Annotated in this window: 22 protein-coding genes; 8 read left to right on the top strand and 14 right to left on the bottom strand. The window is 70.9% G+C overall.

Annotated features, from left to right (window positions below):
• Window positions 1-27 precede the first annotated feature (27 nt).
• From POF73_RS03925 to POF73_RS03900, 6 genes are all read right to left on the bottom strand, one after another.
• A complete protein-coding gene (locus tag POF73_RS03925) occupies window positions 28-1,767 on the bottom strand; it encodes a VanW family protein (protein WP_272113011.1) in 1,740 nt (579 codons plus the stop codon).
• Between the two features lie 218 nt (window positions 1,768-1,985).
• Entirely contained in the window at window positions 1,986-3,140 is a 1,155-nt protein-coding gene (locus POF73_RS03920) for a DUF475 domain-containing protein (protein ID WP_272113010.1), read from the bottom strand.
• Between the two features lie 2 nt (window positions 3,141-3,142).
• On the bottom strand, window positions 3,143-3,538 hold the full coding sequence (locus tag POF73_RS03915; protein ID WP_272113008.1) for a universal stress protein: 396 nt from the start codon (window positions 3,536-3,538) through the stop codon (window positions 3,143-3,145).
• Between the two features lie 18 nt (window positions 3,539-3,556).
• Window positions 3,557-5,059, bottom strand: a complete 1,503-nt coding sequence (locus POF73_RS03910; RefSeq protein WP_272113007.1) for a tripartite tricarboxylate transporter permease — start codon at window positions 5,057-5,059, stop codon at window positions 3,557-3,559.
• A 10-nt stretch (window positions 5,060-5,069) separates the two neighbouring features.
• The gene (locus POF73_RS03905) at window positions 5,070-5,606 is read right to left on the bottom strand and encodes a tripartite tricarboxylate transporter TctB family protein (RefSeq protein ID WP_272113006.1); all 537 of its coding nucleotides are present in this window, start codon (window positions 5,604-5,606) and stop codon (window positions 5,070-5,072) included.
• Window positions 5,603-6,559, bottom strand: coding sequence for a Bug family tripartite tricarboxylate transporter substrate binding protein (locus POF73_RS03900; RefSeq protein WP_443049419.1), 957 nt, complete (start codon window positions 6,557-6,559; stop codon window positions 5,603-5,605). Before POF73_RS03900 ends, POF73_RS03905 begins: the two co-directional genes overlap by 4 nt.
• A gap of 145 nt (window positions 6,560-6,704) precedes the next feature.
• Here POF73_RS03900 and POF73_RS03895 point away from each other — a divergent pair, with 145 nt between their 5' ends.
• Both POF73_RS03895 and POF73_RS03890 read left to right on the top strand, forming a co-directional pair.
• The gene (locus POF73_RS03895) at window positions 6,705-8,384 is read left to right on the top strand and encodes a sensor histidine kinase (protein WP_272113004.1); all 1,680 of its coding nucleotides are present in this window, start codon (window positions 6,705-6,707) and stop codon (window positions 8,382-8,384) included.
• The gene (locus POF73_RS03890; protein ID WP_272113003.1) at window positions 8,381-9,061 is read left to right on the top strand and encodes a response regulator; all 681 of its coding nucleotides are present in this window, start codon (window positions 8,381-8,383) and stop codon (window positions 9,059-9,061) included. Before POF73_RS03895 ends, POF73_RS03890 begins: the two co-directional genes overlap by 4 nt.
• Before the next feature lie 249 nt (window positions 9,062-9,310).
• Here POF73_RS03890 and POF73_RS03885 read toward each other — a convergent pair whose 3' ends face one another.
• Entirely contained in the window at window positions 9,311-9,607 is a 297-nt protein-coding gene (locus POF73_RS03885; protein ID WP_272113002.1) for a DUF1876 domain-containing protein, read from the bottom strand.
• Between the two features lie 384 nt (window positions 9,608-9,991).
• On the opposite strand from POF73_RS03885, the gene POF73_RS03880 reads away from it, so the two are divergent.
• From POF73_RS03880 to POF73_RS03860, 5 genes are all read left to right on the top strand, one after another.
• Window positions 9,992-10,690 carry a response regulator transcription factor gene (locus tag POF73_RS03880; protein WP_272113001.1) on the top strand — a complete coding sequence of 233 codons (699 nt, stop codon included), beginning with the start codon at window positions 9,992-9,994 and terminating at the stop codon, window positions 10,688-10,690.
• Window positions 10,687-11,931, top strand: a complete 1,245-nt coding sequence (locus POF73_RS03875) for a sensor histidine kinase (protein ID WP_272113000.1) — start codon at window positions 10,687-10,689, stop codon at window positions 11,929-11,931. The genes POF73_RS03880 and POF73_RS03875 overlap by 4 nt, the downstream gene beginning before the upstream one ends.
• Window positions 11,928-12,233, top strand: coding sequence for a hypothetical protein (locus tag POF73_RS03870; protein ID WP_272112999.1), 306 nt, complete (start codon window positions 11,928-11,930; stop codon window positions 12,231-12,233). The genes POF73_RS03875 and POF73_RS03870 overlap by 4 nt, the downstream gene beginning before the upstream one ends.
• Entirely contained in the window at window positions 12,230-13,588 is a 1,359-nt protein-coding gene (locus POF73_RS03865) for a hypothetical protein (protein WP_272112998.1), read from the top strand. Before POF73_RS03870 ends, POF73_RS03865 begins: the two co-directional genes overlap by 4 nt.
• A gap of 157 nt (window positions 13,589-13,745) precedes the next feature.
• A complete protein-coding gene (locus POF73_RS03860; protein ID WP_272112997.1) occupies window positions 13,746-14,621 on the top strand; it encodes an alpha/beta fold hydrolase in 876 nt (291 codons plus the stop codon).
• Window positions 14,622-14,666: 45 nt separating this feature from the next.
• On the opposite strand, the gene fxsT is transcribed toward POF73_RS03860, so the two are convergent.
• From fxsT to POF73_RS03835, 5 genes are all read right to left on the bottom strand, one after another.
• A complete protein-coding gene (fxsT, locus tag POF73_RS03855) occupies window positions 14,667-18,602 on the bottom strand; it encodes an FxSxx-COOH system tetratricopeptide repeat protein (RefSeq protein WP_272112996.1) in 3,936 nt (1,311 codons plus the stop codon).
• A complete protein-coding gene (locus POF73_RS03850; protein WP_272112995.1) occupies window positions 18,599-19,930 on the bottom strand; it encodes a TIR-like protein FxsC in 1,332 nt (443 codons plus the stop codon). Before POF73_RS03850 ends, fxsT begins: the two co-directional genes overlap by 4 nt.
• A 108-nt stretch (window positions 19,931-20,038) precedes the next feature.
• Window positions 20,039-20,812 carry an aminoglycoside N(3)-acetyltransferase gene (locus POF73_RS03845; RefSeq protein ID WP_272112994.1) on the bottom strand — a complete coding sequence of 258 codons (774 nt, stop codon included), beginning with the start codon at window positions 20,810-20,812 and terminating at the stop codon, window positions 20,039-20,041.
• A 1-nt stretch (window position 20,813) separates the two neighbouring features.
• Window positions 20,814-22,988, bottom strand: a complete 2,175-nt coding sequence (gene fxsBH, locus POF73_RS03840; RefSeq protein ID WP_272113191.1) for a radical SAM/SPASM protein FxsBH, inactivated beta-hydroxylase extension form — start codon at window positions 22,986-22,988, stop codon at window positions 20,814-20,816.
• A 164-nt stretch (window positions 22,989-23,152) separates the two neighbouring features.
• Window positions 23,153-23,356, bottom strand: a complete 204-nt coding sequence (locus POF73_RS03835; protein ID WP_272112993.1) for a hypothetical protein — start codon at window positions 23,354-23,356, stop codon at window positions 23,153-23,155.
• Window positions 23,357-23,569: 213 nt separating this feature from the next.
• Here POF73_RS03835 and POF73_RS03830 point away from each other — a divergent pair, with 213 nt between their 5' ends.
• Window positions 23,570-24,484 (top strand): DUF4231 domain-containing protein, encoded by a 915-nt coding sequence (locus tag POF73_RS03830; protein ID WP_272112992.1) that lies wholly within the window; start codon window positions 23,570-23,572, stop codon window positions 24,482-24,484.
• Between the two features lie 42 nt (window positions 24,485-24,526).
• On the opposite strand, the gene POF73_RS03825 is transcribed toward POF73_RS03830, so the two are convergent.
• Together POF73_RS03825 and POF73_RS03820 are read right to left on the bottom strand one after the other, a co-directional pair.
• Complete coding sequence (locus tag POF73_RS03825) at window positions 24,527-25,057, bottom strand: hypothetical protein (RefSeq protein WP_443049418.1); 531 nt, start codon at window positions 25,055-25,057, stop codon at window positions 24,527-24,529.
• A gap of 207 nt (window positions 25,058-25,264) precedes the next feature.
• On the bottom strand, window positions 25,265-26,299 hold the full coding sequence (locus POF73_RS03820; protein ID WP_272112991.1) for a rod shape-determining protein: 1,035 nt from the start codon (window positions 26,297-26,299) through the stop codon (window positions 25,265-25,267).
• Window positions 26,300-26,484 lie beyond the last annotated feature (185 nt).

The following is a 26,484-nucleotide window of genomic DNA, read 5'->3' as shown; positions in this document are numbered from 1 at the left end:
GCGAGCGCCCCACCCGTCGCCGGGGGGTCACTCGCAGACGATCTCGTCGCGCGGGGTGTAGTGGGTGCGGAACGGCTCCCGCTTCACCTCTTCGCCGTCGGCGTAGAAGACCCGCTGCACGGTGACGTCGAAGCCCTCCAGCGGAGTCTGCGGCACGCACTTCTTGTCGGTGCTCACCTTCCGCTTCGGCTCCTTGACGTTCGTGCGCGGCCCCGTGACCGACTCGATGTCGTCGTACTTCTTGGTGCCGAGGAAGGTGATGGTGACCGAGGTGTCGGTGGACTCGGCCTGGATGTAGACGGCGTTGCCGGTGTCGTTGCGGAACTTCAGGTCCAGGCTGCCCCAGGCGACCGTGGCCTCGCGGCCCTCCGGGTAGCGCTCGATGTAGAACGAGTGGGCGCCGTACTCGACCGGCTTCACCCCGGCGAAGAACATCGCGTTGAAGATCGTCGTGGCGACCGCCGACACACCGCCGCCGGGTGCCTTCTTGAACTCGTCGTTGAAGATCATGACGCCCTCGGTGAAACCGTTGGCCTCGGTGCGCTCGCCGACCGTCCGGTTGAAGCTCCAGGTCTTGTCCGGCAGGACGAGGGAGCCGTTGATCAACTCCACGGCCCGGCCGATGTTCTTGGTGCGGTACGGCGCCGGCTCGAAGTTGACGGTGAACGACGACAACTTCTCCGTCAGGCCCAGCCGCTCGGCGTTCTGCGCGGTCACCTGCGGCCGGGCCACGCGGGCGGCGACCTCGCCGGTGCGGGCGGAGCCCGACCTGGTGAGCAGCGGCAGTACGGCCTGGTTCAGAGCCTGGTCGGTGATCTGTACGCCGGACCTGGCGTCGTCGGCCGCGACGACCTGGTCGCCGTCCAGGTTCAGCGTGGCGTTCTGCGGCCTGGCCGGCAGCTCGGAGAGGGGCTCGGCCACCGCGGGGGAGGCGCGCAGGCCCTTGGCGTCCAGCTCCGGGGCGAGCTTGCCGGAGCCATCGGGCCGCATCGTCAGGTACTCGCCGAGAACCGCCGGGCCGATGCTGAACCGCTCGCCGGCCGCGCTGAGCATGACCGGCGCCGACATCGCGGGCTGCGCGAACTGGCGTACCGCCCGGTCCACCTCCGCCGCGGTGACCTTCGGCTTGGTCTCGCGGGCGGGCAGCGCCGTGACGGAATCGGCCTCGCCGCGCAGGAAGGCGGCGCGCAGGGGGTCGACGGCGGCATCGGTGTCCAGGGCGTGGCCGCCCCGCGGGACGGTGGGGCGGACCTGGCCGTTCTCGAAGGTGACGGCGCCGTCGCGGACCTTGGTGTCGAGCGACTTCGCCAGCTTCTCCAGGCCGGAGTGGGCCCTGTCCTCGTCGACGCGTACGGCCGGCTCGACGGCGCCGCCGGAGCGGAAGAGGCCGCCGATCACGGTGAACGGGTTGGCGTCCTCGGTGCGCGACGCCCGGTCGACGGTCTTCTCGTAGTCGAAGGTGATGCCGACCTGCCTGGGATCGACCGTGCCCTTGCGGTCGCCGACCGTCACGGCCAGCTCGCGGGAGGCGGCCGGGTTCAGCCGGTCCTCCAGCTTGCGGACGGCCTCCGCGCGGCTCAGGCCCCCGATGTCGACGCCGCGCACTGTCGTGCCGGCGTCTATGTCGCCGCCCGCGAGCAGCAGCCCGGCGACATACAGGCCGCCCACACCGACGGCCAGGGCGCCGCCGGCCAGGGCGAGGGGCGGAACGGAGGCTACGCGGGAAGGTGAGGCTTTTCGCGGAAAGGTGGGGGCGCGCAGGCGCATGGGTCTCCCGGGCGGACGACGACAGGGACGGTGCGTCGGATGACGCGACGCTGTGCGCGAGGCAAGCACATCCAGCTAGCCATAATCGGGCGAAAAGGACTATGTCGCAGACCACGTTTGTCTCAGATCACGCCCCGTGTCCCGTCCGGAACGCCCCGTGGCCGCTCCGGAACGCCCCGTGTCCTGCCTGGGAGCCCGTCCGGCCTTCGCCCGGCCCGTCACGCCTTCGACGTCACCTCCGCGTCCTCGTCCTCCTCCTCCGACGTCGACTCGCCCTCCCCGGCTGCCGCCAGTGCCCTGTTGCGGCGGACGGAGGCGAGGAAGGACGCGGCGATCAGGACGACGCCGATCAGGCCGGTGATGAACTCGCTGATCTCGTGCTGGATGGTGATCAGCAGGATCGCGGCGAGGGCGCCGATGGCGTAGTGGGCGCCGTGCTCCAGGTAGACGTAGTCGTCGAGGGTGCCCTGACGGACCAGGTAGACGGTCAGCGAGCGGACGTACATCGCGCCGATGCCCAGGCCCAGCGCCATCCAGAAGATGTGGTTGGTGATGGCGAAGGCGCCGATCACGCCGTCGAAGGAGAAGGACGCGTCCAGGACCTCCAGGTAGACGAAGAGGAAGAACGCGGCCTTCCCGGCGAGCGCGACCGCTGAGACCGGCTTGCCCTGCGCCCTGGCCTTCTCCGCCTCCTCGTGCTCATGTTCCTCCTCCTCTTCGAGCCGGTGCTCGAAGTGGGCGGAGAGGCCGCCGACCACCAGGTACGTGATCAGGCCGGCGACTCCGGAGAGCAGGACGGTGGCGGCCTTGTCCGCGTGGCCCGTGCTGACGTGGGCGTGGGTGGCGAAGGTCATCGCCGTGGCCAGCAGGGCGACGAGCGCGACGCAGACCGACAGCATGTCGATCCTGCCGAGCTTGGCGAGCGGGCGTTCCAGCCAGGTCAGCCACTTGATCTCGCGGTCCTCCAGGATGAAGTCCAGGAAGATCATCAGCAGGAACATGCCGCCGAAGGCCGCGATCGCCGGGTGGGCGTCGGTGACCAGGTCCTCGTAGCGGTCGGGGTCGTCCAGGGCGAGCTGGACGGCCTCGATCGGACCGACCTTGGCGCTGATGGCGACGATCACCACCGGGAACACCAGCCGCATCCCGAACACCGCGATCAGGATGCCGACGGTGAGGAAGATGCGTTGCCAGAAGGCGTTCATCTTCTTCAGGACCCCGGCGTTGACGACCGCGTTGTCGAAGGACACCGAGATCTCCAGGATCGACAGGATCAGCACGATCCCGAACGCCTCCCAGCCCCACTGCCACGCGGCGAAGGCGAGGCCGAGCACGGTGACGACGAACGACCAGCCGAAAGTGCGCAGCAGCATCGTCAGCCCTCCGCCTTCACGGCCAGCACCGGGCAGCCCGCGCCCAGCAGGATCTGCTGGGCCGCCGAGCCCATGATCAGCTTGCCGACCGCACTGCGGCGCCGCAAACCGATCACCACCAGGGAGGCACCCATGGTCTCCGCGAGGTCGATGATCTCCTCGGCGGCGTCACGGGCACCGACGACCTGGCGGACGTCGAAGGCGACGCCCAGTGCCGCGAGGTCCTCGCGCACATGGGTCAGGTCGGGCTCCTGGGCGAAACGGGGGTCCGCATGGGCATCACCCCGGGTGGTGTTCACCACCAGCAGTTTCTCGGCGCGGCGGCGGGCCTCGTCGATCCCCGCCCGCAGGGCCGCCTCGCCCTCGGGGGAGGGGACGTAGCCGACCAGGATGGTCATCTCGATCTCCAGAAAGTCTCAGGCGGCGCTACGCGCGCGCAGGGGACGTACGACGAACCTGCCTATCAGCGGCCACACAAGTACCAGCGCGATCACCGCATAAACCGTGTACGACACCGGGCCGCCCAGCAACCCTGACAGGTCACCTCCGGACAGCTGAAGGGAGCGCCGGCCCTGCAGTTCCGCGCGCGGGCCCAGGATCACACCGACGATCAGCGGCAGCACCGGCAGCCCGAAGCGCCGCATGGCGAAGCCGAGCAGGCCCAGGGCGAGCAGGATGAACAGGTCGAGCGGCTGGGCGTTGACGGCGTAGGCACCCATCGAGGCGAAGAACAGGATCCCGGCGTACAGATAGGGCCGCGGGATCTGCAGCAGCTTCGCCCAGGCCGGGGCCAGCGGGAGGTTCAGCAGCAACAGCAGCAGGTTGCCGATGAAGAGGCTGGCGATCAGGACCCAGACCAGGCTCGCCTCACGCTCGAAGAGCAGCGGGCCGGGCTGGATGCCGTACGACTGGAAGGCCGCCAGCATCACGGCCGCGGTGGCGTTGGTGGGGAGGCCGATCGCCAGCATGGGTACCAGGGTGCCCGCCGCCGACGCGTTGTTCGCGGCCTCCGGGCCCGCCACGCCCTCGATCGCGCCCTTGCCGAACTCCTCGGGGTGCTGGGTGAGCCGCTTCTCGGCGGCGTACGACAGGAAGGTCGGGATCTCCGCGCCACCGGCCGGCAGCGCGCCGAACGGGAAGCCGAACGCCGTGCCGCGCAGCCAGGGCTTCCAGGACCGCTTCCAGTCCTTCCTGCCCATCCACGGGCGGCCGACCGGGATCACCTCGGCCGGTCTGCGCCGCAGATGCGCGGCCACCCACAGCGCCTCGCCGACCGCGAAGATGCCGACGGCGACCACGACGACGTCGATGCCGTCGGCCAACTGCGGTACGCCCAGGGTGAGTCGCTGCTGGCCGGACACGGAGTCGATGCCGACCAGGCCGATCGTCAGGCCGACCAGCAGCGAGATGAAGCCCCGGATGCGGGACGAGCCCAGCACCGACGTCACGGCTATGAACGACAGCAGCATCAGCGCGAAGTAGTCCGGAGCGCCCAGGCTGACCGCGAAGTCCACCACGAACGGGGTGATCAGGACCAGCAGCAGGGTGCCGATCGTGCCCGCCACGAACGAGCCGATCGCCGCCGTGGCCAGCGCCTGGGCCGCGCGGCCCGCCTTCGCCATCTTGTTGCCCTCGATGGCCGTGACCACCGAGGACGACTCGCCGGGCGTGTTCAGCAGGATCGACGTCGTCGAGCCGCCGTACATGCCGCCGTAGAAGATGCCGGCGAACATGATGAACGCCTGCACCGGCTCCATGCCGTAGGTGACGGGCAGCAGCAGGGCCACCGTCATCGCCGGGCCGATGCCCGGCAGGACGCCCACCGCGGTGCCGATGACGACGCCGACCAGGGCGAGCAGCAGGTTCAGCGGGGCCATGACGTCCGCGAAGCCCTGCATGAGGTTGTTCAGGTTGTCCATTGCCCAGGCCTCACAGGATTCCTTGCAGGACGCCGGCGGGGAGGTTCACGCCGAGGCCGATCGCGAACGCGTAGAACGTCGTCAGGGACAGCGTCGCCGCGATCAGCAGGTTGCGGAAGTAGTGGCGGTTGCCGAGCGCGAACGCGGTGCCCCAGAACAGCAGGCCGCCGCTGATCACCCAGCCGAGCCGCTCGATGAGCAGCGCGTTCGCCAGGAACACCGCGATCAGCAGCACCATGGTGCGCCAGTCGCTGCCGGCCGACAGGTCGACGTCCTCGCCGGCCTCCGGCTCACCCCGGCCGCCCCGGGCCACGTCGACGGCGTACAGCACCGCCAGCAGGACGAGCAGGCCGCCCAGGATCAGCGGCACCGCGCGCGGGCCGACCGGGTCGGTGCCGCTGGTGATGTGCGGGATGCCGAGGGCGTCCACGATCACCGCGGTGCCCAGCAGGGCGAGGAACGCGCACACACCGTACTGTGCGCGGTCCCCGCCCTCCCGGGGCGGCCGGGACTCCTCCGCGGTCCGGTCCTCCACCTGCGAACTCATGCCAGGCCGAGCTCGGTCAGCAGGTCGGCGACGGCCTTGTCCTGCTCGGTCAGATAGCTGCCGAACTCGTCACCGGTGGCGAAGGCGTCGACCCAGCCGTTCTTCTCCAGCTGCGCCTTCCACTCCGCGGAGTCGTGCATCTTGGTCATCGAGTCGATCCAGGTCTTCTTCTGCTCGTCGGTGATGCCCGGAGGGGCGACGATGCCGCGCCAGTTGGTGAAGACCAGGTCGATGCCCTGGTCCTTGAGCGTGGGCGCGTCCTTCAGCGCGTCGATCGGCTTCTCGCTGGTCACCGCGAGGACGCGGACCTGCCCGGCCTCGATCTGGTCGAGGAACTCACCGAAGCCGCTCGCCCCGAAGGCGATCTTGTTGCCGAGGATGGCCGGAAGTAGCTCACCGCCACCGTCGTAGGAGACGTAGTTGACGTCCTTCGGCTTGATGCCGACGGCCTTCGCCAGCTGCATCGGCAGCAGGTGGTCGGGGCCGCCCGGCGACGAACCGCCGCCCACGGCGAGCTTCTTGGGGTTCTTCTTCCAGGCGGTGACGAGGTCGTCCATCGACTTGTACGGGGAGTCCTTCGGCACGACGATCGCGCCCGCCTCCTCGATCAGCTTGGCGATCGGCGTGGTGTCGGTCAGCGTCGCCTTGGACTTCGAGGTGTACGAGGCTCCGACGACACCCAGGCCCATCTGCATGGCCATCTTGCCGTTGCCCTTCTCGTTCACCAGGCGCTGCAGGCCCACGGTGCCGCTGGCGCCGGGCAGGTTGAACACCTGCACACCGGAGGCGACCTTGGTGTCCTGCATGACCTGGGTGACGGTGCGGGCGGTGAGGTCGTACCCGCTGCCCGGGGTGTTGGGAACCATCAGGCGAAGACCGGTGACGGGCTTCCCGTCCCCGCCTGAGGACTCCTCCTTGTCGGCGGTGGCGCCACAGGCGCTCAGCGCGATCATCGACACGGAGGCAAGAGCTCCGACAAGTGCGGCTCGTCGACTTCTCATGGCTCATCTCTTTCGCTCGGCCCGATCCGGCGCCATGATTGTGCGGTTCCTGAGACACCCCGTCTCGCTTGTGTGACCATTGAAGGTTGAGTTCATAGTGGTCATAACGTCACGGTCAGCGTCGCGGAAGCAGCGCCGCCAGACGCTCGCAGGTGAGCTGCTGGTATGGCAGCTCGCCATCGTCGTGATCGTGCTGGCCGCCGTGGCCGCGGTGTCGCTGGCGCAGTCCAAGGCGACCTTCGACCGGGTCGAGGGACGCCGGGTCACCGCGCTCGCCGAGGAGCTGGCGGGCAACCCCCTGGTGCGCACCCAGCTGGTCCGGCCCGCCGTGGCGGAGATGCTCGCGCCGCTGCTCCAGTCCACGCTCACCAGGTCCGGCGTCACCTCCGCGACGGTCGCCGACTCCGGCGGCCGGATCGTCGCCTCCACCAACCCCACCCTCCTCGGGACCCGGCTGCCCGTCTCCGGTGTGGACGCCGCCGAGGGCCGCGGCTGGTCCGGCGAGCTGCCGGTGAACGGCATCACCGAGCTGGTGGCGCAGGCGCCGGTGCTCGGCGCGGAGGGCGGCTACGCCGGTGACCACCTGGGCACGGTGATGATCGGGCGGGCCTCGCCCTCGGTCTGGCAGCGGCTGGTGGGCGCCTCGTCGTACCTGCTCATCTACCTCGGCGTCGCCAGCGTCCTCGGCGTGGCCGGCTCCTGGCTGCTGGCCCGGCGGATCAAACGACAGACCTTCGGCATGGAGCCGCGCGAGATCGCCGGGCTCGCCGAACACCGGGAGGCGATGCTGTTCGGGATCGCCGAGGGAGTGGTGGCCCTCGACCCGCACCAGCGGCTCACCCTGGTCAACGCCGTCGGCCGGGGACTCCTCGACCTCCCCGAGAACTGCGTCGGCATGAGCCTCGCCGACCTCGGCATAGAGGGGCGGCTGTACGACGTCCTGGCCGGGACCGCGCCCGAGGAGGAGCCCGGCCCTCTCGCCCGGCGCGACGAGGTGGTCGTACGCCGGGGCCGGGTCCTGGTGATGAACCGGATGGACGTCACCAAGGACGGCCGCCGCCTCGGCTCCGTGACGACCCTGCGCGACCGGACCGAACTCGCCCAGCTGGAGCGGGAGTTGGGATCCTTCCGCAGTACCGCCGAGCTGCTGCGTGCCCAGGCCCACGAGTTCTCCAACCAGCTGCACACCATCTCCGGGCTCATCCAGATCGGCGAGCACGACGAGGTCGTACGGTACGTCCGCGCCCTGCGCAAACACCGCGAGTCGCTGGACCTGAGCATCACCAGCCGGGTCCGTGACCGGGCCGTCGCCGCGCTGCTCCTGGCCAAGTCGGCGCTCGCCGCGGAACGCAAGGTGCGGCTGAAGATCTCCGAGCGGACCTCGCTGGAACGGCTGGAGGCGACGGACTCCGCGGACGTGGCGACCGTACTCGGCAATCTCGTGGACAACGCGGTCGACGCGGCCGTGGCCGGGGACGACCGGCACGACGCGTGGGTGGAGGTCGAACTGCGCCAGGACGCCTCCAGTGTGGAGATCGTCGTCCGGGACTCGGGGCCGGGTGTCGCCCCCGAGCTGGCGCAGGAGGTGTTCTCGCACGGGTTCACCACCAAGGCCGCCCAGGGCGGCGACCGGGGGATCGGCCTGGCCCTGACCCGGCTGGTGTGCAAACGCCGGGGCGGTGAGGTGTCGGTGGCCAACACGCAGGCGGGCGCCATGTTCACCGCCAGGATGTCCGTCGGCCGTCCGGCCGACCGAGCGACGGAGACAGTCCGATGATCGATGTGCTGATCGTGGAGGACGACTTCATGGTGGCGCGGATCCACCGCGGATTCGTCAACGACGTCGCCGGGTTCCGGGTGATCGGCGCGGCGAACTGCGGCGAGCAGGCGCTCACCGCGGTGGCCGAGCTGCAACCGGACCTGGTGCTGCTCGACCTGTATCTCCCCGACATGTTCGGGCTGGAGATCATCCCCCGGCTGCGTACCGCCGGGCACGACTGCGACGTCATGGTGATCAGCGCGGCACGCGAGTCGGACGCGGTCAGGGCCGCCGTACGGCAGGGTGTCGTCGACTATCTGCTCAAACCGTTCGACGCCGAGGACCTGCGGGCGCGCCTGGAGCAGTACGCGGCCCGGCGCAGCAACCTGTACGCGGCGGTGGTCAGCGGGCAGTCCGACGTGGACCGGGCGCTGGCGCGGGGCGCGGCACCGGCCGCCGCACCGGCAGCCCTGCCCAAGGGCATGAGCGTGGAGACCGCCGAGCTGATCGAACGCGAGCTGCGCACGACCGACGGCAGCCTCTCCGCCGCCGAGTGCGCGGCCCGCCTCGGCGTGTCACGGGTCAGCGCCCGCCGCTACCTGGAGCACTTCAGCGTCACCGGACAGGCCGAGGTGTCCCTGCGCTACGGGCAGGCGGGGCGGCCGGAGCGGCGGTACAGCTGGGTGGACGCCTAGGGGGTGTTTTGAAAGTCCCGCACAGCACCCGCGGCGCCCGGCACGCTCCCCCACTGCCTTAAGGGCGTGGGAGGTGCCCCCACTCGCCGCACCGGCCAAAGGCCCAAGTAGCTCCGCTACGAGGGCCTTCGTCCGGCACGCCGAGGGCACGCACCGGCTGTGACACCAGCCGCTGCCGCGGCGGGCGCGGGCACCGCACGGGACTTTCCAAACACCCCCTAGAACGCACCCCCTGAGACAGGTTCGGGCTCAGGGCCTCTCCCACGCCCGGCTGCCTCCCTGATCGACCGGGCCGGCCAGTTGGACGATGTCGTCGGAGGCGATGTCGTGGAGTCTGATGGCGAGGTCCTCCAGGGCGCGGCTGGCGGCGAGCTCGTCGCCGATCTCGGGGATGGGCCGGTCGATCGGATTGCGGTGGGCCACACCCCGGCCGGTGACGGCCATCATGTCCTGCGGTGTGTCCTGCGTGGTCAGTACGGCCTCGGCGCGGGTGTCGTCGCCGTCCTCGGTGATGTGGATCCGAACGGTCCAGTTCTTGTCTTCCATCGAGATCACTTCCGTACTGGGTCGGAGTCCTACTGATGAGCGTGCGCCTGTTCCCGGTCCGGGGCCAGCGCTCCCCGGCCCGGTTCGGGGGGCTGCGTCCTCCCTGGGAAGTAGCCCGGCGCGCAGTTGCTCCTGCCGCGGAGGCATGACAAGTGCCTCCGTGGGCACGATGTGCCGAAAGGTTGCGCAGAGCAGGCTGATCGCAACGGACCGACGTAAGAGGAGGGCGCCATGAACCGCCAGACCCACGTTCGTGTGCGTGTCACCCGCCGGCCCGCCGCTCCCCGCGACACCAGGGGCGAGATCGACCGACGCACCCCCTCCGGCCGGATCCTGCCGTACTGACACCGGGCCCCGCCGTCCTCTGGGACGTAGCGTGAGGGCATGCGGGTGCTGGTCGTCGAGGACGAGGAGCGGTTCGCGGACGGGCTCAGGGACGGCCTGGAGGCCGAGGGCTTCGCCGTGGACGTCGCACTCGACGGGGTGGACGGCCTGTGGCTGGCCCGTGAGAACAGCTACGACGCGATCGTCCTCGACGTCATGCTGCCCGGACTCAACGGCTACCGCCTCTGCCGCACCCTGCGCGCCGAGCGCGACTGGACGCCGATCCTCATGCTCACCGCCAAGGAAGGCGAGTGGGACGAGATCGAGGGCCTCGACACCGGCGCCGACGACTATCTGACCAAGCCCGTCTCCTACGCCGTACTCCTCGCCCGGCTCCGCGCACTGCTGCGGCGCGAGGCGCGGGAGCGGCCCGTCGTGCTCGCCGCGGGTGATCTGCGGCTCGATCCGGCGGCCCGCACGGTCAGCCGGGCCGGGCGGGACGTCGAGGTCACCGCGCGGGAGTTCGCGGTGCTGGAGTTCCTGCTGCGGCGGGCCGGGGAGGCGGTGTCCAAGCGGACCATCCTCGACCATGTGTGGGGCGACGACTTCGAGGGCGACCCGAACATCGTCGAGGTGTACGTACGGCGGCTGCGCAACAAGGTCGACCGGCCCTTCGGACGGCAGTCGCTGCTGACCTCGCGGGGGCACGGGTACCGGCTCGTGCCCGATGACGGGGGACCGGTGATGGGGCGCCGATGACCGGCGAGCGGTACGAGCGCCGGCTGCGGGCCGTACGGGTCCGGGCCACGGTCGTCGTCGTGCTCGCCGTCGCCCTCGCCCTGGTCGCCGCCGGGGTCGGCCTTGTCGTCGGGCTGCGCACCGAGCTCAGCAACGACGTACGGGACGCCGCCCGGGCGCGGGCCTCGGACGTGGCCCGGGTCATCGAGGCCGGCCGCGGCGTGCCCGCACCGACCGTCACCGCGCCCGACGAGGAGTTCCTGCAGGTCATCGCCGCGGACGGCACGGTCGTCGCGGCCAGCGAGAACGTCCGGGGACAGCCCGCGCTGGCCCGGCCGGCCCCCGGCGAAAGCGCCTCCGTCGACACCCCGCTCGACGACGACCCCTTCCTGGTGGTCGCGGTCGGCGCCCGGGACCACGGCCGCGACCTGGTCGTCCTCGACGGACGGGACGCCGCCGGAGTCTCCGAGGCCACGGACACGGTGACCTGGCTGCTGCTCATCGGCCTGCCCGTCCTGCTCGTCCTCGCGGCCGCCGCGACCTGGATCGCCGTGGGCCGGGCGCTTCGCCGGGTGGCCCGGGCCGAGGCCGCGCAACGCCGGTTCGTCTCCGACGCCTCGCACGAGCTGCGCTCACCCGTCGCCACCGTCCGCCAGCACGCCGAGGTCGCCCTCGCCCACCCCGAGCGCTCCGACACCGGCTCCCTGGCCGGCACGGTGCTCGACGAGGCCGTACGCATGCAGCGCCTCGTCGACGACCTGCTGCTCCTCGCCCGCGCCGACGAGAGCGCCCTGCTGCGCGGCGGACGGCGCCCCGTCGACCTCGACGACCTGGTCCTGGCGGAGGCACGCCGGCTGCGCTCGGCCTCGCCCGCCCCGCGCGTCGACAGCACGGCGGTGGGCGCGGCCCGCGTGACCGGCGACGCGGAGGCGCTCCGGCGCCTGGTGCGCAACCTGGGCGAGAACGCGGCCCGGCACGCCCGCACCCGGGTGGCGTTCGAGCTCACGGACGCCGGGGACGGGTGGGTCCGGCTGGTGGTGGAGGACGACGGTCCCGGCATCCCGGCCGCCGAACGGGCGCGGGTCTTCGACCGTTTCGTACGGCTGGACGACTCCCGTGCGCGCGGCGCGGGCGGCGCGGGACTGGGCCTGGCGATCGTCGCGGAGGTGGCGGGGGCGCATCGGGGGCGGGTGACGGCGGGGGTGAGCGAGAGGCTGGGCGGAGCGCGGTTCACGGTGCGGCTGCCGTCGGCGGGGGAGTGACGTCGGGGCACACGCTGGTACACCGCCCGCCACCGGTTTCTGACAGGTCGTTCAGGGGCGTTCAGGGGCTGTTCAGCGGCCAGGAGGGACCCTCGGCACAAGGGACCGGCATCGGGACTGGCATCGGCATCGGGATCGGCATCGGCATCGGGATCGGCATCGGCATCGGCATCGGGACTGGCATCGGCATCGGGATCGGGATCGGCACCGGCATCGGGATCGGGATCGGCGTCGGCACAGGCACCGGCCCGGGCGCCGGCACAGGCACCGGCCCGGGCGCCGAATCGAGGAGGCCGCCATGAACGCTCAGCGCAGGATCCTGTGGCCGGGGGCCGTCGTGGGGGCCGTCGTGCTGATGGCCGGCGCCTGCTCAGGGAGCGCCGGCGGGTCGGAGCCGACGGGCGGCGCCGGGGACTGTGTGCGTGTCGTCGACGAGGAGACCGGGGAGACCGGCAAGGACTGTCTGCCGCTCGCGCCCGAGAGCGACCGCGTCGACCTGGCCGAACCGGCCTTCACCCACCCGACCCGGATCACCAACCCCCTGCACCCCACCAGCGAGGTCGACCAGGTCGTCATGGGCGGCCAGGCGGACGGCGAGGTGTTCCGCACCGAGGTGAGCAGGCTGCCCGGAACCAAGACGATCACCCTCGACGGCCGGACGGTCCACGCCCTGACCGAGCAGTACGTCGCCTACTCCGCCGGCCGTGTCCACGAGGTCGCCCTCGACTGGTACGCCCAGGCCGACGACGGTTCCGTCTGGTACCTCGGCGAGGACGTCTTCAACTATGAGGACGGCGTGGTCGCGGACACGGAGGGCACCTGGCAGGCCGGCCGGGACGGGGCACCCGCCGCGATGATCATGCCCGCGGATCCGCAGCAGGGGGACGTCTACCGGCCGGAGAACCTGCCCGGCGTCGTCTTCGAGGAGGTCACCGTAAAGCAGGCCGGCCGGACCGTCGACGGGCCGTACGGGAAGGTCGACGGCGCGATCACCGTGCGCGAGGTGCACATGGACGGCTCGACCGAGGACAAGACCTTCGCCCCGGGCTACGGCGAGTTCTCCACGGGCGACCAGGGCGGCGACCTGGAGGCGGTGTCCCTCGCCGTGCCCACCGACGCCCAGCAGGGGCCGCTGCCCGCGCGGTTGGCCACGCTCGACCGTGCGGCACGGTCCGCGCAGGACGGCGAGGTCACCGACACCGACCTCGGCGCGGTGCGGGCCGCCTGGGCGGTGTACCGCGCCTCCGAGGCCGTACCGAAACTGCTGGACCGTCAGATGACCCGTGACCTCGACACGCTGGCCGGGGCCGTCGCCGCCAAGGATCAGGAGGAGTCGGTGGACGCCGCGCTGCGGGTGGCACAGAACACCTCGGACCTGCGGCTGCGCCACGAGCCCCTGCGCACGGTCGACCTCGCGCGGTTCGCCCTGTGGGCACGGCAGTTGGAGGTCGACGCGGCGGCCGGGGCCGAGGGGCCGGTCGCGGGTGACGTCACCGCTCTCGAACTCGTCTGGGAGCGGCTGCGGGACGACTCCGCGGCGTCCGCCGAGGTCACCGCGGACCTGCGCCAGGCCCGGGAGGCGGCCGACCGCAAGGACGTCGCGGCGGCGGAACGGATCGCCGTTCGCCTCGGCGCTGCCGTGGCGCAGATGACGTGACGCGGGCGGCGGGCAGAGGCAGCGGTCGCCTGAGGGCAAGTCAAGTTGCCTTGCGGGCAGGATGGTTGGGCGACCCCGCCGTTTCGGTGCAGCCGAGTGCGGGCAAAGGACGTGCATCGTGGCCCCGGGGTGGGGCTTCGAGAGGGGGAGCGCGGCGGTGTCTGACCATGTGCGGACGGCTGACGGGCGGCAGTTACGGGTGGAGGTCTCGGGCGACCCCCGAGGGCGGGCGGTGTTCCTGCTGCACGGCATGCCGGGCAGCCGCGTCGGGCCCCGCCCCCGGCCGATGTTCCTCTACCAGCGTGGTGCGTGCCTGATCAGCTACGACCGCCCCGGGTACGGCGGTTCGGACCGCAACCGGGGCCGCCGGGTCGCGGACGTCGTACAGGACGTCGCGGTGGTCGCGGACACGTTGGAACTGGAGAGCTTCGCGGTGGTGGGCCGCTCCGGCGGCGCACCGCACGCACTGGCCTGCGCCGCGCTGCTGCCGGACCGGGTGACCCGGGCCGCCGCCCTCGTCGGACTCGCCCCGCGCGACGCGGAGGGACTCGACTGGTTCGCCGGCATGGCACCGTCCAACGTCGACGAGTTCCGCACGGCGTACACCGACCCCGAACGGTTCGCGGCCCGGCTCATCCCGAGGTCCACGGCGATCGGACGGGACCCCGAGCGGCTGCTCGCGCAACTGCGCAAGGACCTCACCGACGACGACCGGTCGATCGTCGCGGACACGGCTATCCGCTCGATGATGCTGCGCAACTTCCGGGAGGCGCTGCGCCGTTCCCCCTACGGGTGGATCGACGACATCCTGGCGCTGACCGGGCCCTGGGGGTTCGATCCCGCGGACATCAAGGTGCCCGTGCTGCTCTGGCACGGGGAGCACGACGTCTTCTCGCCCGTCTCCCACACCTCGTGGCTGGCCGCGCGCATACCGCGGTCCAGGAAGGTCGTCGACCCCGCGGCGGCGCACTTCACCGCTCTGCGCGCGCTGCCCCGGATCATCGACTGGCTCATCGGCGGACCCGTCGTCTGACCGACCGCGCGGATCCGTCACGGAGGCGGCCGCCCCGGCCGGCGGTCACACGGCCAACGGCTCCAGATCCCGGTAGATGCGGCGCCCTTCCGACGCGACGTGGATGATCCCGTTGTCCTCCCCGAGCAGCCGGCGCAGCTCCTCCATGGCCTCGTCGCGCGCCCGGCGGGCCTCCTCCCCCCGCCCGAGGGCGTCCAGGGTGAGGGTGAAGTTGGCGACCACGGCCAGGGTCTCCGGGTGGTGCGGCCCGAGCACGGTGCGCAGGGTGACCATCGCCTTCTTCTCCAGCTCCAGTGCCTCCTCCAGACGGCCCTGGTCGGCCAGGACGTTGGCGTAGTTGATCTCGGTGAACAGGATGTGCGGATGCTGGTCCCCCAGTACCTCCGCCATGCGTGGCAGCACCTGGCGGAACACCTCCGCCGCCTCATCGATGTCGCCGCAGCCCCAGTGGAAGATGCCGAGGTTGTTTAGGGCGGCCTGGGTGTAGGGGTGGGCCTCGCCCGGCACCTTGCGGTACTCGGCCAGCGCCTCCAGGGCCACCTCGCGCGCGGCTTCGCGCTCGTCGGCCGCGAACAGGTCGGCGGCCAGGTTGAGATCGCAGGCCAGCGAGTCAGGGGTCGGCTTCGGGTACTGCGCCCGGTACTGCGCGCGGGTCGCCGTCGTCAGCCGCCGGGCGTCCTCGAACTGCCCGGCCCGGCGCAGCGACACGGCGAGCGACTTGGCGCACCGCAGGGTGCCCGGGAAGTCCTTGCCCAGGATGCGCTTGTGGGCGTCGTACGTCCGGGACAGCAGCGCCACGGACTCCGAGTAGCGCCCGACCTCGCGCAGATCGCGGCCCAGCCGTTCGGCGGACGCGAGCGTGTAGGGGTGGTCGGGGCCCAGGACCTCCATGCGCCGGTCGAGGGTGTCCTGGTCCAGGACGCGTGCGTCGCCGTAGCGGCCCACCATGCGAAGCGCGAGCGCGAGGTTGTTGGCGGCGCTCAGGGTACGGCGGTGCGACTCGTGGAAGATCTGGCTGAACCCGTCGTGCGCCTCGCGGGCCAGACCGACCGCGGACCGGTACTCGCCGAGCGCCGCGAGATCGCTGGCCAGACAGGACGTGGTCACGTACGTGTGCGGGTGGGAGGGCCCGAGGACGCGGCGCTGCCGTTCCAGCAGCTCCTCGTCGATCGCGCGGGACTCCACATAGCGCCCCTGGGAGCGCAGCACGCTGGCGAGCTGGCAGCGCAGATACAGGTATTGCACGTCATCCTCGCCGAGCAGTTCCTTCCAATGGGCGAGGAGGTCCTCGGCGAGGCGCTGCGCGCCGGGGAAGTCGCCGCGTTTCCAGAGGTAGCGGACACGGTCGATGAGCAGGCGGCGGGTGGGGGCCTCGGTGCAGTTACGGGCGTCCGAGGCACCCAGGTGCGGCCAGATGACGGCGAAGCGCGGCCAGGACTCCGGGTCGTCGATGGGCTCGTCGCCGTCCGGGCGGGCCCCCGCGAGCACGGCGTGCACGACGTGCCGGGCCTGCTGCTGCTCCTCCTCGGTCAGCTGGGAGCGGATCACGGCCTGCACCAGCCGGTGGACCTGGATGCTGTTGCTGACCTGGTCGACCTTGGCCAGCGCGAACCGGCCGATCTCCCGGACGACCCGGCCCAGCAGCAGGCTCTCCTGCAGAGAGGGGTCGTAGGGCCGCAGGGCGTCGATCATCTCCTTGCTGTACAGCAGCTGGGACGAGATCGGCTCGGGCGCCAGGAACGCGCACAGCTGGAGCAGCCGGACGGAGGCGGGGGATCGTTCCTTCAGGCGGGCGATGGAGATGTTCCACGTCGCCGCCACCGAGTGGGAGTAGTCGGCAGGCTGGTTGAGGGCCAGGACGTCGGTGGTCTGCTCGGCCAGCTGCCGCAGATAGTCGTCGATGGGCGTGGCGGTCTCGGCGAGCCAGGCCGCGGTCTGCTCGACCGCGAGCGGCAGGTCGCCCACCGCGCTCGCCACCTGGTCGGCCTCGCCTGAGCTGAGCCCGGAGGCCCTGCGGGTGAGGTGCTCGACGCTCTCGTCGCGCAGGAAGACGTCGATCGGCATGGACGCCCCCTGCTGTGCCCATGCCTGGTTGCGTGAGGTGATGAGGATGTGCCCGCCGCCGCCCTGCGGGAAGTAGCGGGTGAGCCAGGAAGGGTCGTCGGCGTTGTCGAAGACGAGGATCCAGCGTTTGGTCGGAAGCCCGCGGGCCAGCATCTGCACGGCCTCCTGGCCGGCCATGGTCATGTCGTCGCCGCCCGGCGCGCCGATCCGGGCGCCCAGGTCGGCGAGCGAGGCGAGCACGTTGTCCTCGTGCTCGGCCGACGTCCACCACACCAGGTCGTAGTCGGCCATGAAGCGGTGCACGTACTCGATGGCCACCTGCGACTTGCCGACCCCGCCGAGCCCGAACAGGGTCAGCGGCTGCGGCACGACCCCGGACACGCCGCCGGCGAGCTGGTCGCGCACCCGGTCGAGGATGAGGTTGCGGCCGGTGAACGTGTTGTTGCGCATCGGTGCGTTCCAGTGCGCGGGCGTGTTGCCGGGGAAGCGCGGGCCGGCGGCGCCCGATTCGACGGACTGCACGGGCAGACCCACGGCGCCGAGCAGGCCGGCGACACAGTGCGTCTCGTCCAGTCGGTGCAGGTCGACCGGGTTGTGGTCCAGGTAGGAGGTGAGCAGCCGTACCTCGTCGACCCGCAGCGGGATCATCACGCCGCTCTGTGCGTCCGGGTCGGATTCGGTGAGGGTACGCCAGACCGCGTCGGCGTACCGGGACTTCTGGAAGGCGTTCGACAGCAGCACAAGGGTGCGCACCGTGTCGTCCTCGCGCTGCACGGGACCGGCCGATATGTCGTGCAGGGTCACCTGGCAGCCGGCCCGCTTCAGCAGCGCCTCGATCCAGTCGGCCCACATACGGTTCTCGGCCGCGTACGCCACCACGATGTCAGCCGCGCTCGTCACCGGCCGCCGCCGCAGGAACGCGTCACGGCAGCGCAGCCGTACCGTCTCCGGGACCGGGGGCAGGGAGGTGACCTCGCCCTCCGAGATCACGGCGGTGAGGCGCTCGAACGCGGACAGCAGCGAGTTGGCGATACCGCTCTCGTCACCGACGGTCGCGAGCGTCTCCTCGTAGGCGTAGTAGGGGCGGTACGGGATCTCCACGTTGCCCCAGTAGGCGGCCTGGTCCTCGGCACTGAGGTCGATGTCGTCGGGCCCCTTGGGGAGACCGTCGAACTTGAGCCGGGCCAGCGCCCGCCCCGCGTCGACCTTCTCCTTCTCGCCCTCGTCGATGCGCATCGGCACCGGCAGCACCCGGATCCTGCGCTTGCGGTAGCCGTCCTGGACGCTGCGGGCCACCGCGGCGGCGCCGTCCATCGACTGGTCGCTGAGCGTGAAGCAGTCCACGAGGACGTCGGGCATCTGGATGGTACAGATGTCGGCGTTGTCCGACAGACCGGTACGGCTGTCGATCAGGACGTAGTCGTACGACGCCCGCATGCTGTCGCGCAGCGCGTCGAGGAACAGGCCGCCGCCCAGGCGCTCGTAGAAGTTGTCCCACTCGAACGACGACACCGTGGCCGAGTAGGTGCGGTCCTGTCGCCCCGCGGACAGGAAGTCGAGCGAGCCGCCGTCCGCGAACCGCAGGCCCAGGCGCTCCGGCGTCAGTGAGATGGCGTGCTGCTCGACGTCCGCGAAGTCCAGGTGCCAGGGTCCGGAGCGCTGGGTGCCGGTGGTCGCCGCCCAGGCGTACTCGTTGATGATGTCGATGACTCCCGTGGTCGCCGCGAGGGCGTTGGGGTCGAGGAACGGATGGAAGAACCGGTGTAGGCCCGGGGCCTCAAGGTCCCAGTCGACGGCGAGGACACGCCGGCCGTTGGCCGCGAGGATCCACGCGGCGTTGGCCAGGGCCATGGTGCGGCCCGTTCCCCCCTTGTACGAGTAGAAGGTGATGATGCGTCCGTCGTGCGCGGCCGTCATGCTTCTCCTCCGCTGTCGGGTCCCGCATCCGGGTACGGCTGATGGGTCGGTCCCATGAGACGGGGCCGTGGCACGTGCGGGCCCGGGGGCGGGTGCGCCTCCGCGTGCTTGAGGTACTGCCGGGTCGTGTGGGCCACGACCGCCGGGAGGACGTCGGTGAAGGCCTTGAGGCTGGGGACGCCGTTCACGGCCATCCGGGACTCGGTGCGCCGGCCCCGGTCCAGGATGAGCGGCAGGGTGCGCTCCAGGTCCTCGGTGAGCTTGCGGCCCTCCTCGCCGTGGCACTGCACGTCGGACCGGTTCCAGGGGATGACGGCGCTGACCCAGGGGCGCGCCAGCGAGTCGAACTCCTTGAGCCTGCGCCGGTTTTCCTCATCGGTGAGGACCCAGCGGTCGACGAGGAGGATGCCCGGCCGGCCCGACGGCTGCTCCTTCTCGTGATCGCCCCCGGCGCCCGGGTCGGCCGTCTCCTCACCGCTGGTGTCCTCGTCGTCGAAGGAGGACACCGTGATGCGGTAGTCCAGCGACCGGATCAGTTCCTCGGCGAGGGCGGGCAGCGGCCGGGTGCTCTCCGAGTGGTACGGGTTCCAGTCCTGCGGGTCCTCGCCGTACGGGCGGGCGTCGCGGTGCTGGGGAATGGTGTCGCGGGTGGGCGCCGCCACGGTCAGATGGATGTGGCGGGGTCCCTCGCCGCGCGGTTTGAAGGCGCTGGGCGTGGACTCGTAGTGGCGGGGCCGGCTGGCCGGCAGCGGGGACTCGTGGGCGACCCGCACGATGCGCTGTGCGAGCCCCAGCACCGTCTCCTCGTACTCGTCGTGCAGCCGGTTGAGTTTGATCAGCCCGTATATCCCGTGGGCGGCGTACCGCTCCCCGAAGGCGTTGTCGATGTGGATGTGCCGTACGGAGTCGGGGAGTTGGGTGTACTCGACGCGCGTCCACAGTGCGGGGACGATGGCCGGGACGTCGCCGGCCCCCCGGGCCCGGGCCCGCAGGATCCGCTCGTTGAACGCGAACCACTCGCGCCCGCACATCTCGCTGGTGAAGTAGCGCGGCGAGAAGAGGGGGACGAACACCCGGCAGATGGCCAGGTTCTCACTGAGCTTCTCCGGCCATCCGTCACCGGAACGCAGTTCACGGTCCATGAACCCGGCGGTGGCTCCGGCGGGCAGGTCCGTCAGCGCCATGATGTGGTCGCACAAGTCGGTGAAGAGCACATGGACCCAGTGGTCCGGGTCGCCGCCACCTGGGCTCCAGGCCGGTGTGTGGGCGTAACTCAGGAAGAAGTAGGGCCGGTTGTCCGACTCGCGACCCCGCTCCGGTACGTTCACGCGCCCCCCTGCAACGGCTGACGACGCCTGGGCCCTGCCGACGCCATCCGGCCGGAACCAACAATGTGCCCGACGATCCGGCAGAACGTGTCGGCGGTTTCACGTCATTCAGTGGCGATATCCGGACATCAGCCCGCAGACGAAGTCGACGGCGGGCCGCATCTCCACCAAGGTGACCTCCTTTCCGGCGAGTTCACCCCGGGCCACCAGCTCCTCGGGCAGCCCGTCCCCGAGCGCGGCGAAGTCCGAGTCGTCGAGTGCCGTGTCCTCGTACGACACCCAGTTCCCCCGCTCGCCGACCACGCAGCGATACGTACGCAGGGGCCGCGGCGGCGTCGTCCGGTACTCGGCGAGATGGAACGCCGTGCACACCTCGAACCCCACCCGCAGCAGCAGCACCTGGGCCCGCGCGTCGTACAGCCGGGCGAGCGGGGAGCGCTCCCCGAGCAGGCAGTGCGGGTCGTGCCCGGTGAGCAACTCGGCGGCACGCGGACCGAGGCCCGCCATGGACGTCTGCGGATGCGAACTGCGCACGGCCCCCGGCGTCGTACGGACGCACTCGGCGAGCATCCCCATGGCCGTACAGGGCGTACTGCCGGGGTCGAAGGCCGGCATCGACGCCCGGAACCGCTCCTGCTCCTGCTCCGTCATGCCGACGGTCCGCGCCCGGTGGGCCCGTGACGTACGCGAGTTCTCCTGGGTGAAGGCGGGTACCACCAGAGTGCCGCCGGGTCCCAGCGCGTCGAGGAGCGCATCGCGTACGTCGGTGTCCCGCAGCCCGCTGCCACCCAGCGCGGCGTGCACCATGAGTACCCCGCCCGCCCGGACGCCCAACTTGCTCAGAATCAGGGGGAGTTCGGTCAAATCGTCGGAAGCGGCCATGCTACTGCGCCCACCTCTGCCAGTCGGCCCACAGCCGGCCGACGAACGCCGCCCCGGTCTCGGTGAGGTCCCGCTCCGGCTCGTCGGCCAGTGCGGTGAGCGCGCGGTGGGCCTCCTTCAGGGCGACCGCCCGGGGCCCCGCGTCGAAGCAGTCGTCCGGTGCCCGGCAGGCGGTGGCGAGCGCGTCGTCGGCCTCGTCGAGCAGCCGGCCGGCCGGACGGCCCGGCACGGTGAGGTCGGTCGTCTCCCGCAGGGCGAAGAACCTGGCCCGTCGGCCGAGACGCGGCAACTGCTGGGCAACGAGCTCGGGTTCGGCATCCACCGCGATCCCCAGCGCACCGGGGGCGTGTTCACCGAGCTGGACACCGGTGCCCCTGGCCAGCGGTGTCACGACCCAGGGGACCAGCAGGTTCCGGTCGCCGCGCCAGCCGGGCAACTGCTCGTCGGCGAGCTCGAAGGCCAACTGCACGCGCTTGCCGAAGAGTTCACGGTCCGCCGTCTCCAGCGGATCTTGGACATCGGCGGGGAAGCAGTGCCGGTACGGGTCGGCGTCATCGATCAGCGGCCCGTCGGCCAGAGGCAGCGGGGACTGCGTGGACAGCTGGGGCCGCAGGGGGCGCCACGTTCCGTGGTCGGCCTCGCCGACGCGAACCCGCTGCGTTCCGTCCGCGTGCCGCACCGTGAAGCCGTCCGGGCCGGTGGTGATCTCGACCCGGCCGGACATCGGCAGCCGCAGGGTGCCGAGCGTGGGCAGATGCAGTTCCCGGTTGCGCTGATCCCACGCCAGGGTCACCTCGGTCCGGCCACGCACCCCCGCGGCCACGGTCAGCGCGGCGAGCCAGCCGGACAGGGGCCCTTCGCTCCAGACCCGGCGCAGTGCGGACCGCACATAAGGGTGGGTCAGCAGCACGTCCAGCTCTGCGCCCGCACGGGCATCCCCGTCGAGGAACAGCAGCGTCTGCCAGGCCCGCGCCCAGTCCGTGTCCTCCGACGCCCGGTCGTTCGCCCTCCGCAGCAGCTCGTGGGTCAACTCGACCTGGGCGAGCCGGAGTTCACCGATGTCGTGCACGGCAGGAGAGAGCGTACGATCCGTGATCCGCTCCGCCACGCCCTCGATGAAGGCCCTCAGGTCGTCGCAGTAGACGGATGGATTGTCGAAACCCCGTTCGGTGCTGTAGCGGTGGGTGTAGAGCCCGCCGCCGCACGACTGGACGACGGGGCAGCGTCGACAGGTCTCGCTGACCCCGCCGAGGCCGGACTGCCGGGCGCGTACACCGGGGTGCCGGGCGAAGTCGTCGAAGGTGTGCCGGAAGACGTCGTAGCCGGTGGCCGGGGCCCCGTCGTAGGCCGCTTTCAGTGAGTCGGCCTGCTCGATGGCGCCGTCCGTTTCCACGACTGCGAGGTCGGACGGGGCAAGCCCCATGGCCTCGGTGAGACTGGGGCCGCCACGCAGGGTGCTGAGCACCGAGTCGAAGGTGCGCACCTCCATCGGGCGGCCCTGCTCCAGCCACCGGTCGAAGACCCGCAGCAGCCAGTCGGCGTACGGCGTGGCGGACCGGGAGCTTCCGGCCGGCGGCGGACTGTCCCAGGTGGAATGCGGCAGCAGATAGTCGATGCGGGGCGGCTGCAATCGGGTGAGTGCGTCATGGACCGTGACCGGGTCGTTCTCCACGTCTACGGTGCACAGGATGCCCTGGAAAAGGTTCAGGTATTCGGGTGCCCGCAGCCGCTCGATCCCCCGCAGCACCTTCTCGTAACTGCTCCGCCCCTTTCGGTCCAGTCGGTGACGGTCATTGGCCGTCTGATCGCCGTCCACGGAGACGCCGACCTTGACGTCGAATTCCTTGAGGATCTCCAGATGTCGTTCATGAAGCAGAAGTCCATTTGTGTGCATATGGAGGTCCACCGTGGTGACGGGGGACAGGGTGTGCGTGATTTCCTCACAGATACGGCGCAGTCGCGCGGGACCCACGAGAAGGGGTTCGCCGCCGTGAAGAATTACAGCGACGGAATCGAGTAGGTGTGCCTTGGCGTAATCGGACAGGCGTTGGGCGACCTGTGCGACCGTTTCCTGGGAGATCACGGTCGGACGTGTCTTCCAGCTCTGGTCTTCGAGCTCGTACATATAACAGATGTCGCAAGCGAGATTGCATCTGCTATGGATCTTCAGGACCATTTCCTGGATGCGCGTCACTCGGCACAGCTTATGGGCTCACGACCCGGGGGGCGCGGCCAAGTCCTCACTCGATCAAGTGAGTTGAGGTACTCCGGTTGTGACTTCCGGGTTCCCGGCGGTCGTTTCCGCCGGGAAGGCCGGATTCGTGATGAGTTCGACTTGGCTCAGAGAGCGGCGTCGAAAGTGATCGGCTTCTTCGAACGCCATCCAGCGGCATCCGTCACCCGACTGGTCGCCATCGCGGCGGATGCCTTGTCGGTGGTGACAGAGGAAAGACGAGCGGATCGACGGGTCGGCCGTGACACGGTCGATTCGTGCTGGATCTTCGCGGTCGTGGGGTTCATGGCTTTCTCATGGCTCCAGATCATGGTCGACAGATTCAGCCCGTTTCCCGTCTCAGGGTGGGAACCGAAGCGTTGGGACCTGTTGACGTCTGGATACGACCTGAACACCTGTGGTGGACTTCTTCGAGTACCTCTTGCGCGGACAGTAACACGCAGGGTGGGCGGTCGCCTACCGGGGGCGCGCGTCTGGGTTGACGTGCCCTCAAATGTTCACTTGCCGGCACTACGGGGGAATAAATGACAGCCGGAACTCCTGGCCCAAGCGTTACGTTGAGTGACTGCGACTTACCGCCGCTCTTTCGGGAAAGTGACCAGCGGGCGGTGGTCCATCAGGGGGAGGCGTTCCGGGCGGTCCGTGTCCAGCTCGTCGTCCTGCTGCTGGCCACCGCCGCGGCGATGCTGGCCGAGCGCCTCGACAGCCACCTCCCGGCGGCCCTGGCGGCCGGGCTGTACGCCCTCACCGTCGTCATCGGTGTCCGCACCTCCCGCCGCCGCGCCCGTGTGCACTGGGTGACGGACCGGGCGGTCGCCGAGCTGCTGAAGTCCCTCGCATGGCAGTACATGGTCCACGGAGGGCCGTTCCACTCCCGAGTGCTCCACCCCGAGGACCGGTTCGAGGAGCAACTGGAGGAGCGGCTCCGGGAGTTGCGCAAGGTCGGCTGGGAAGACGTGCGGGACGGGCCCCATGTCCGGGGCGCGGCCCAGATCACGCCGGCCATGCGGGCGGTCCGGGCGAAGCCGTTCGAGGTGCGCCGGGACATTTACCTTCGCGACCGTGTGATGGAGCAGCATGCCTGGTACAAGCGCCGGGCCGCGCAGGCACACCGCGCCTCGACGTACTGGTCGGCCATGACGGCCGCACTGACCCTTCTGGCTCTGGTCGCAGCCGTGCTCAGGGCCACGGGAGTGATCTCCGGCTGGGACCTGACCGGACTGCTCAGCACGGCCGCCGCGGCCGGCGTGGCCTGGCAGGAGATGCGGCGGCACCGGCCGGTGACCTACGCCCATTCGCTCATCGAGCAGGAACTGGAGACCCTCCGGATAGCGATGGGGACGACCGTGACGGAGGAACGGTGGGCCGACGCGGTGGCGGAGGCGGAACGGCTCGTGTCGCCGCAGCACTCGGACTGGCTCGGCCGGTTCGGGAGTTGAGGTGTTGGCGCCGAAAGGGGCGCGCTCAGTGCGTGTGCGCGGTCAGTCGCGCTGCACGCCGGTCCGCCACAGGACCGTCACCGGCACTCCGGTGCGCCGCGCGTACGCCACCACGTCGCCAGTGCCGCCCACGCCACGGGCCGGGCGGCCGTCCCAGACGGCGACCAGGCGATCGCAGTGGTCCACGATCCAGCGGCCCGCAGCGAGATACGCCTCCTCGTGCGTGGGCTCGGCCGGCATGTCGACGCGGCGCGCGCAGGACTTGAGGATCCTGCGGTACCCGGCCCGAGTCTCCTCGTCGCCGAGGTGCGCCTCGTAGTCCATGCCCGGGATCACGGCCGTCACGGGTACGCCGCTGTCCAGGGCGATCTCCGCGAACAGCTGGTCGGCGCCGGCCGCGAGGCTGCTGACGGCCTCCAGATCGCCGTCACCGCTGAGTTGCCGGCACATCTCCGCACGCACGGACGGCAGGGCGGGGCCGGGAATCGAGCGGTGTCCGGTGATGCCGATACGGATGGTGGTGCGGGTCGTGAGACCAGGGGCGGAATCGGTCCGTGGCGTGCGGTGCGTGATGGTTCCGGTCGTGTCGGTTCCGGTCGTCACGGGAGGGCCCTCCTGCCACCGTCGGTGAATCCACCGTAGCGTCCTGTGATGGGAGCGTGCAGGGGGCGTACTTGCGCACGGCCGGGACCAGGGCCTGTCCGGCGGATCATGCCGGCGCCGCGGCGCCGCCGGGCCGCGACGCCCCGCGACGTCGGGCAGGCCCCAGGGGCGGGCGGCTCAGATGGCCGTGTCCAGCTCCAGTGGCTCGACCTTGCCCTCCAGCATGGTGCCCAGGCCCTGCACGGCGCAGATGTCGGGCCGCTCGGCGATGTGCACGGGCATGTTGGTGGCCTGGCGCAGCATCTGGTCGAAGCCGGGCAGCAGCGCACTCCCGCCGACCATCATGATCCCCCGGTCGGCGAGGTCGGCGACCAGGTCGGGCGGACAGTCGCGCAGCACCTTGCCGATGCTGTCGAGGACGGCGGTCAGCGGCGTCTGGATGGCGACCCGTACGGCGGCGGTGTCGACCCGGACACTGCGGGCCAGGCCGGTGCAGACATCGCGGCCGTGGATCTCGGTGGAGGTGGGGCCATGGGAGGTGAGCCCGTTGCCGGACAGCGCGAGCTGCAGGGGCCGTACGTTCTGGCTGGGCAGCATGAGCTCGTGCTCGTGCCGCAGGTGCTGCACGATCGCGTGGTCCACGGCCTCGCCGCCGACCCGGACGCGCTCGGCGGCGACGATGGCGCCCAGGGAGAGCACGGCGACCTCGGTCGAGGCCGCCCCGCACACCATGATCATGCTGGCCTCGGGCTGCTCCACCGGCAGTCCGCAGCCCACGGCGGCGGCGATGAGGGTGTCGACCAGATCGACGTGCCGGGCCCCGAGGCCGACGAGGGTCTCTATGGCGGCGCGCTGGGCGAGCGGGTCGGCGTCGTGCGGGGTGCAGGCAGCGGCGCGCAGGAACGGCTTGCGGCGCAGGGCGCGGCGGATCTTGTCGCCGAGGAGGTGCCGCAGCATGCGCTGCGCCATCTCGATGTCGACCACCGTGCCGCCGGAGACGGGTTTGACGACCCGGATGTAGTCCGGGGTACGGCCGGTCATCCGCTCCGCGAACTCGCCGACCGCGATGAGGGCGCCGGTGCGGGTGTTGACGGCGGCGCAGGAAGGCTGGTCCACGACCAGTCCGGAGCTCTTCACGTAGACGCGGGTCCTGGCCGCCCCCAGGTCGACGGCGAAGTGGCAGCGGCGAAGCTGCTCCAGCGTGGCGGTCATGGGGGGTCCTCCCGAAACGCAGACCATGGGTCCGCCGGGTGGGTGGCGGGCCTCGCTTGGGGTGTGGGGTCGTGTGCGGGGCCGGCGTTCGGCGGGCCTCCTTGGCATCGATCGTGCGGGCGGCCGGGAGGGGGCGCCTTTCGGAGGGGGCCGGGTGGGGTGCCGCTGAATGGGGGGTTTTGATT

It is taken from the genome of Streptomyces sp. HD, from assembly GCF_028369295.1.
In the GTDB taxonomy this organism is placed as follows: Bacteria; Actinomycetota; Actinomycetes; order Streptomycetales; family Streptomycetaceae; genus Streptomyces.
The sequence above is the reverse complement of the archived record's forward strand: the minus strand, read 5'-3'. Positions and strand labels throughout refer to the sequence as shown.

What these genes read in the sequence shown, in the direction of transcription:
- POF73_RS03925 (WP_272113011.1), bottom strand. Translation starts at nt 1,767, where the DNA reads ATGCGCCTGCGCGCCCCCACCTTTCCGCGAAAAGCCTCACCTTCCCGC.
- POF73_RS03920 (WP_272113010.1), bottom strand. Translation starts at nt 3,140, where the DNA reads ATGCTGCTGCGCACTTTCGGCTGGTCGTTCGTCGTCACCGTGCTCGGC.
- POF73_RS03915 (WP_272113008.1), bottom strand. Translation starts at nt 3,538, where the DNA reads ATGACCATCCTGGTCGGCTACGTCCCCTCCCCCGAGGGCGAGGCGGCC.
- POF73_RS03910 (WP_272113007.1), bottom strand. Translation starts at nt 5,059, where the DNA reads ATGGACAACCTGAACAACCTCATGCAGGGCTTCGCGGACGTCATGGCC.
- POF73_RS03905 (WP_272113006.1), bottom strand. Translation starts at nt 5,606, where the DNA reads ATGAGTTCGCAGGTGGAGGACCGGACCGCGGAGGAGTCCCGGCCGCCC.
- POF73_RS03900 (WP_443049419.1), bottom strand. Translation starts at nt 6,559, where the DNA reads ATGATCGCGCTGAGCGCCTGTGGCGCCACCGCCGACAAGGAGGAGTCC.
- POF73_RS03890 (WP_272113003.1), top strand. Translation starts at nt 8,381, where the DNA reads ATGATCGATGTGCTGATCGTGGAGGACGACTTCATGGTGGCGCGGATC.
- POF73_RS03885 (WP_272113002.1), bottom strand. Translation starts at nt 9,607, where the DNA reads ATGGAAGACAAGAACTGGACCGTTCGGATCCACATCACCGAGGACGGC.
- POF73_RS03880 (WP_272113001.1), top strand. Translation starts at nt 9,992, where the DNA reads ATGCGGGTGCTGGTCGTCGAGGACGAGGAGCGGTTCGCGGACGGGCTC.
- POF73_RS03875 (WP_272113000.1), top strand. Translation starts at nt 10,687, where the DNA reads ATGACCGGCGAGCGGTACGAGCGCCGGCTGCGGGCCGTACGGGTCCGG.
- POF73_RS03865 (WP_272112998.1), top strand. Translation starts at nt 12,230, where the DNA reads ATGAACGCTCAGCGCAGGATCCTGTGGCCGGGGGCCGTCGTGGGGGCC.
- fxsT (WP_272112996.1), bottom strand. Translation starts at nt 18,602, where the DNA reads ATGACGGCCGCGCACGACGGACGCATCATCACCTTCTACTCGTACAAG.
- POF73_RS03845 (WP_272112994.1), bottom strand. Translation starts at nt 20,812, where the DNA reads ATGGCCGCTTCCGACGATTTGACCGAACTCCCCCTGATTCTGAGCAAG.
- fxsBH (WP_272113191.1), bottom strand. Translation starts at nt 22,988, where the DNA reads ATGGTCCTGAAGATCCATAGCAGATGCAATCTCGCTTGCGACATCTGT.
- POF73_RS03835 (WP_272112993.1), bottom strand. Translation starts at nt 23,356, where the DNA reads ATGATCTGGAGCCATGAGAAAGCCATGAACCCCACGACCGCGAAGATC.
- POF73_RS03830 (WP_272112992.1), top strand. Translation starts at nt 23,570, where the DNA reads ATGACAGCCGGAACTCCTGGCCCAAGCGTTACGTTGAGTGACTGCGAC.
- POF73_RS03820 (WP_272112991.1), bottom strand. Translation starts at nt 26,299, where the DNA reads ATGACCGCCACGCTGGAGCAGCTTCGCCGCTGCCACTTCGCCGTCGAC.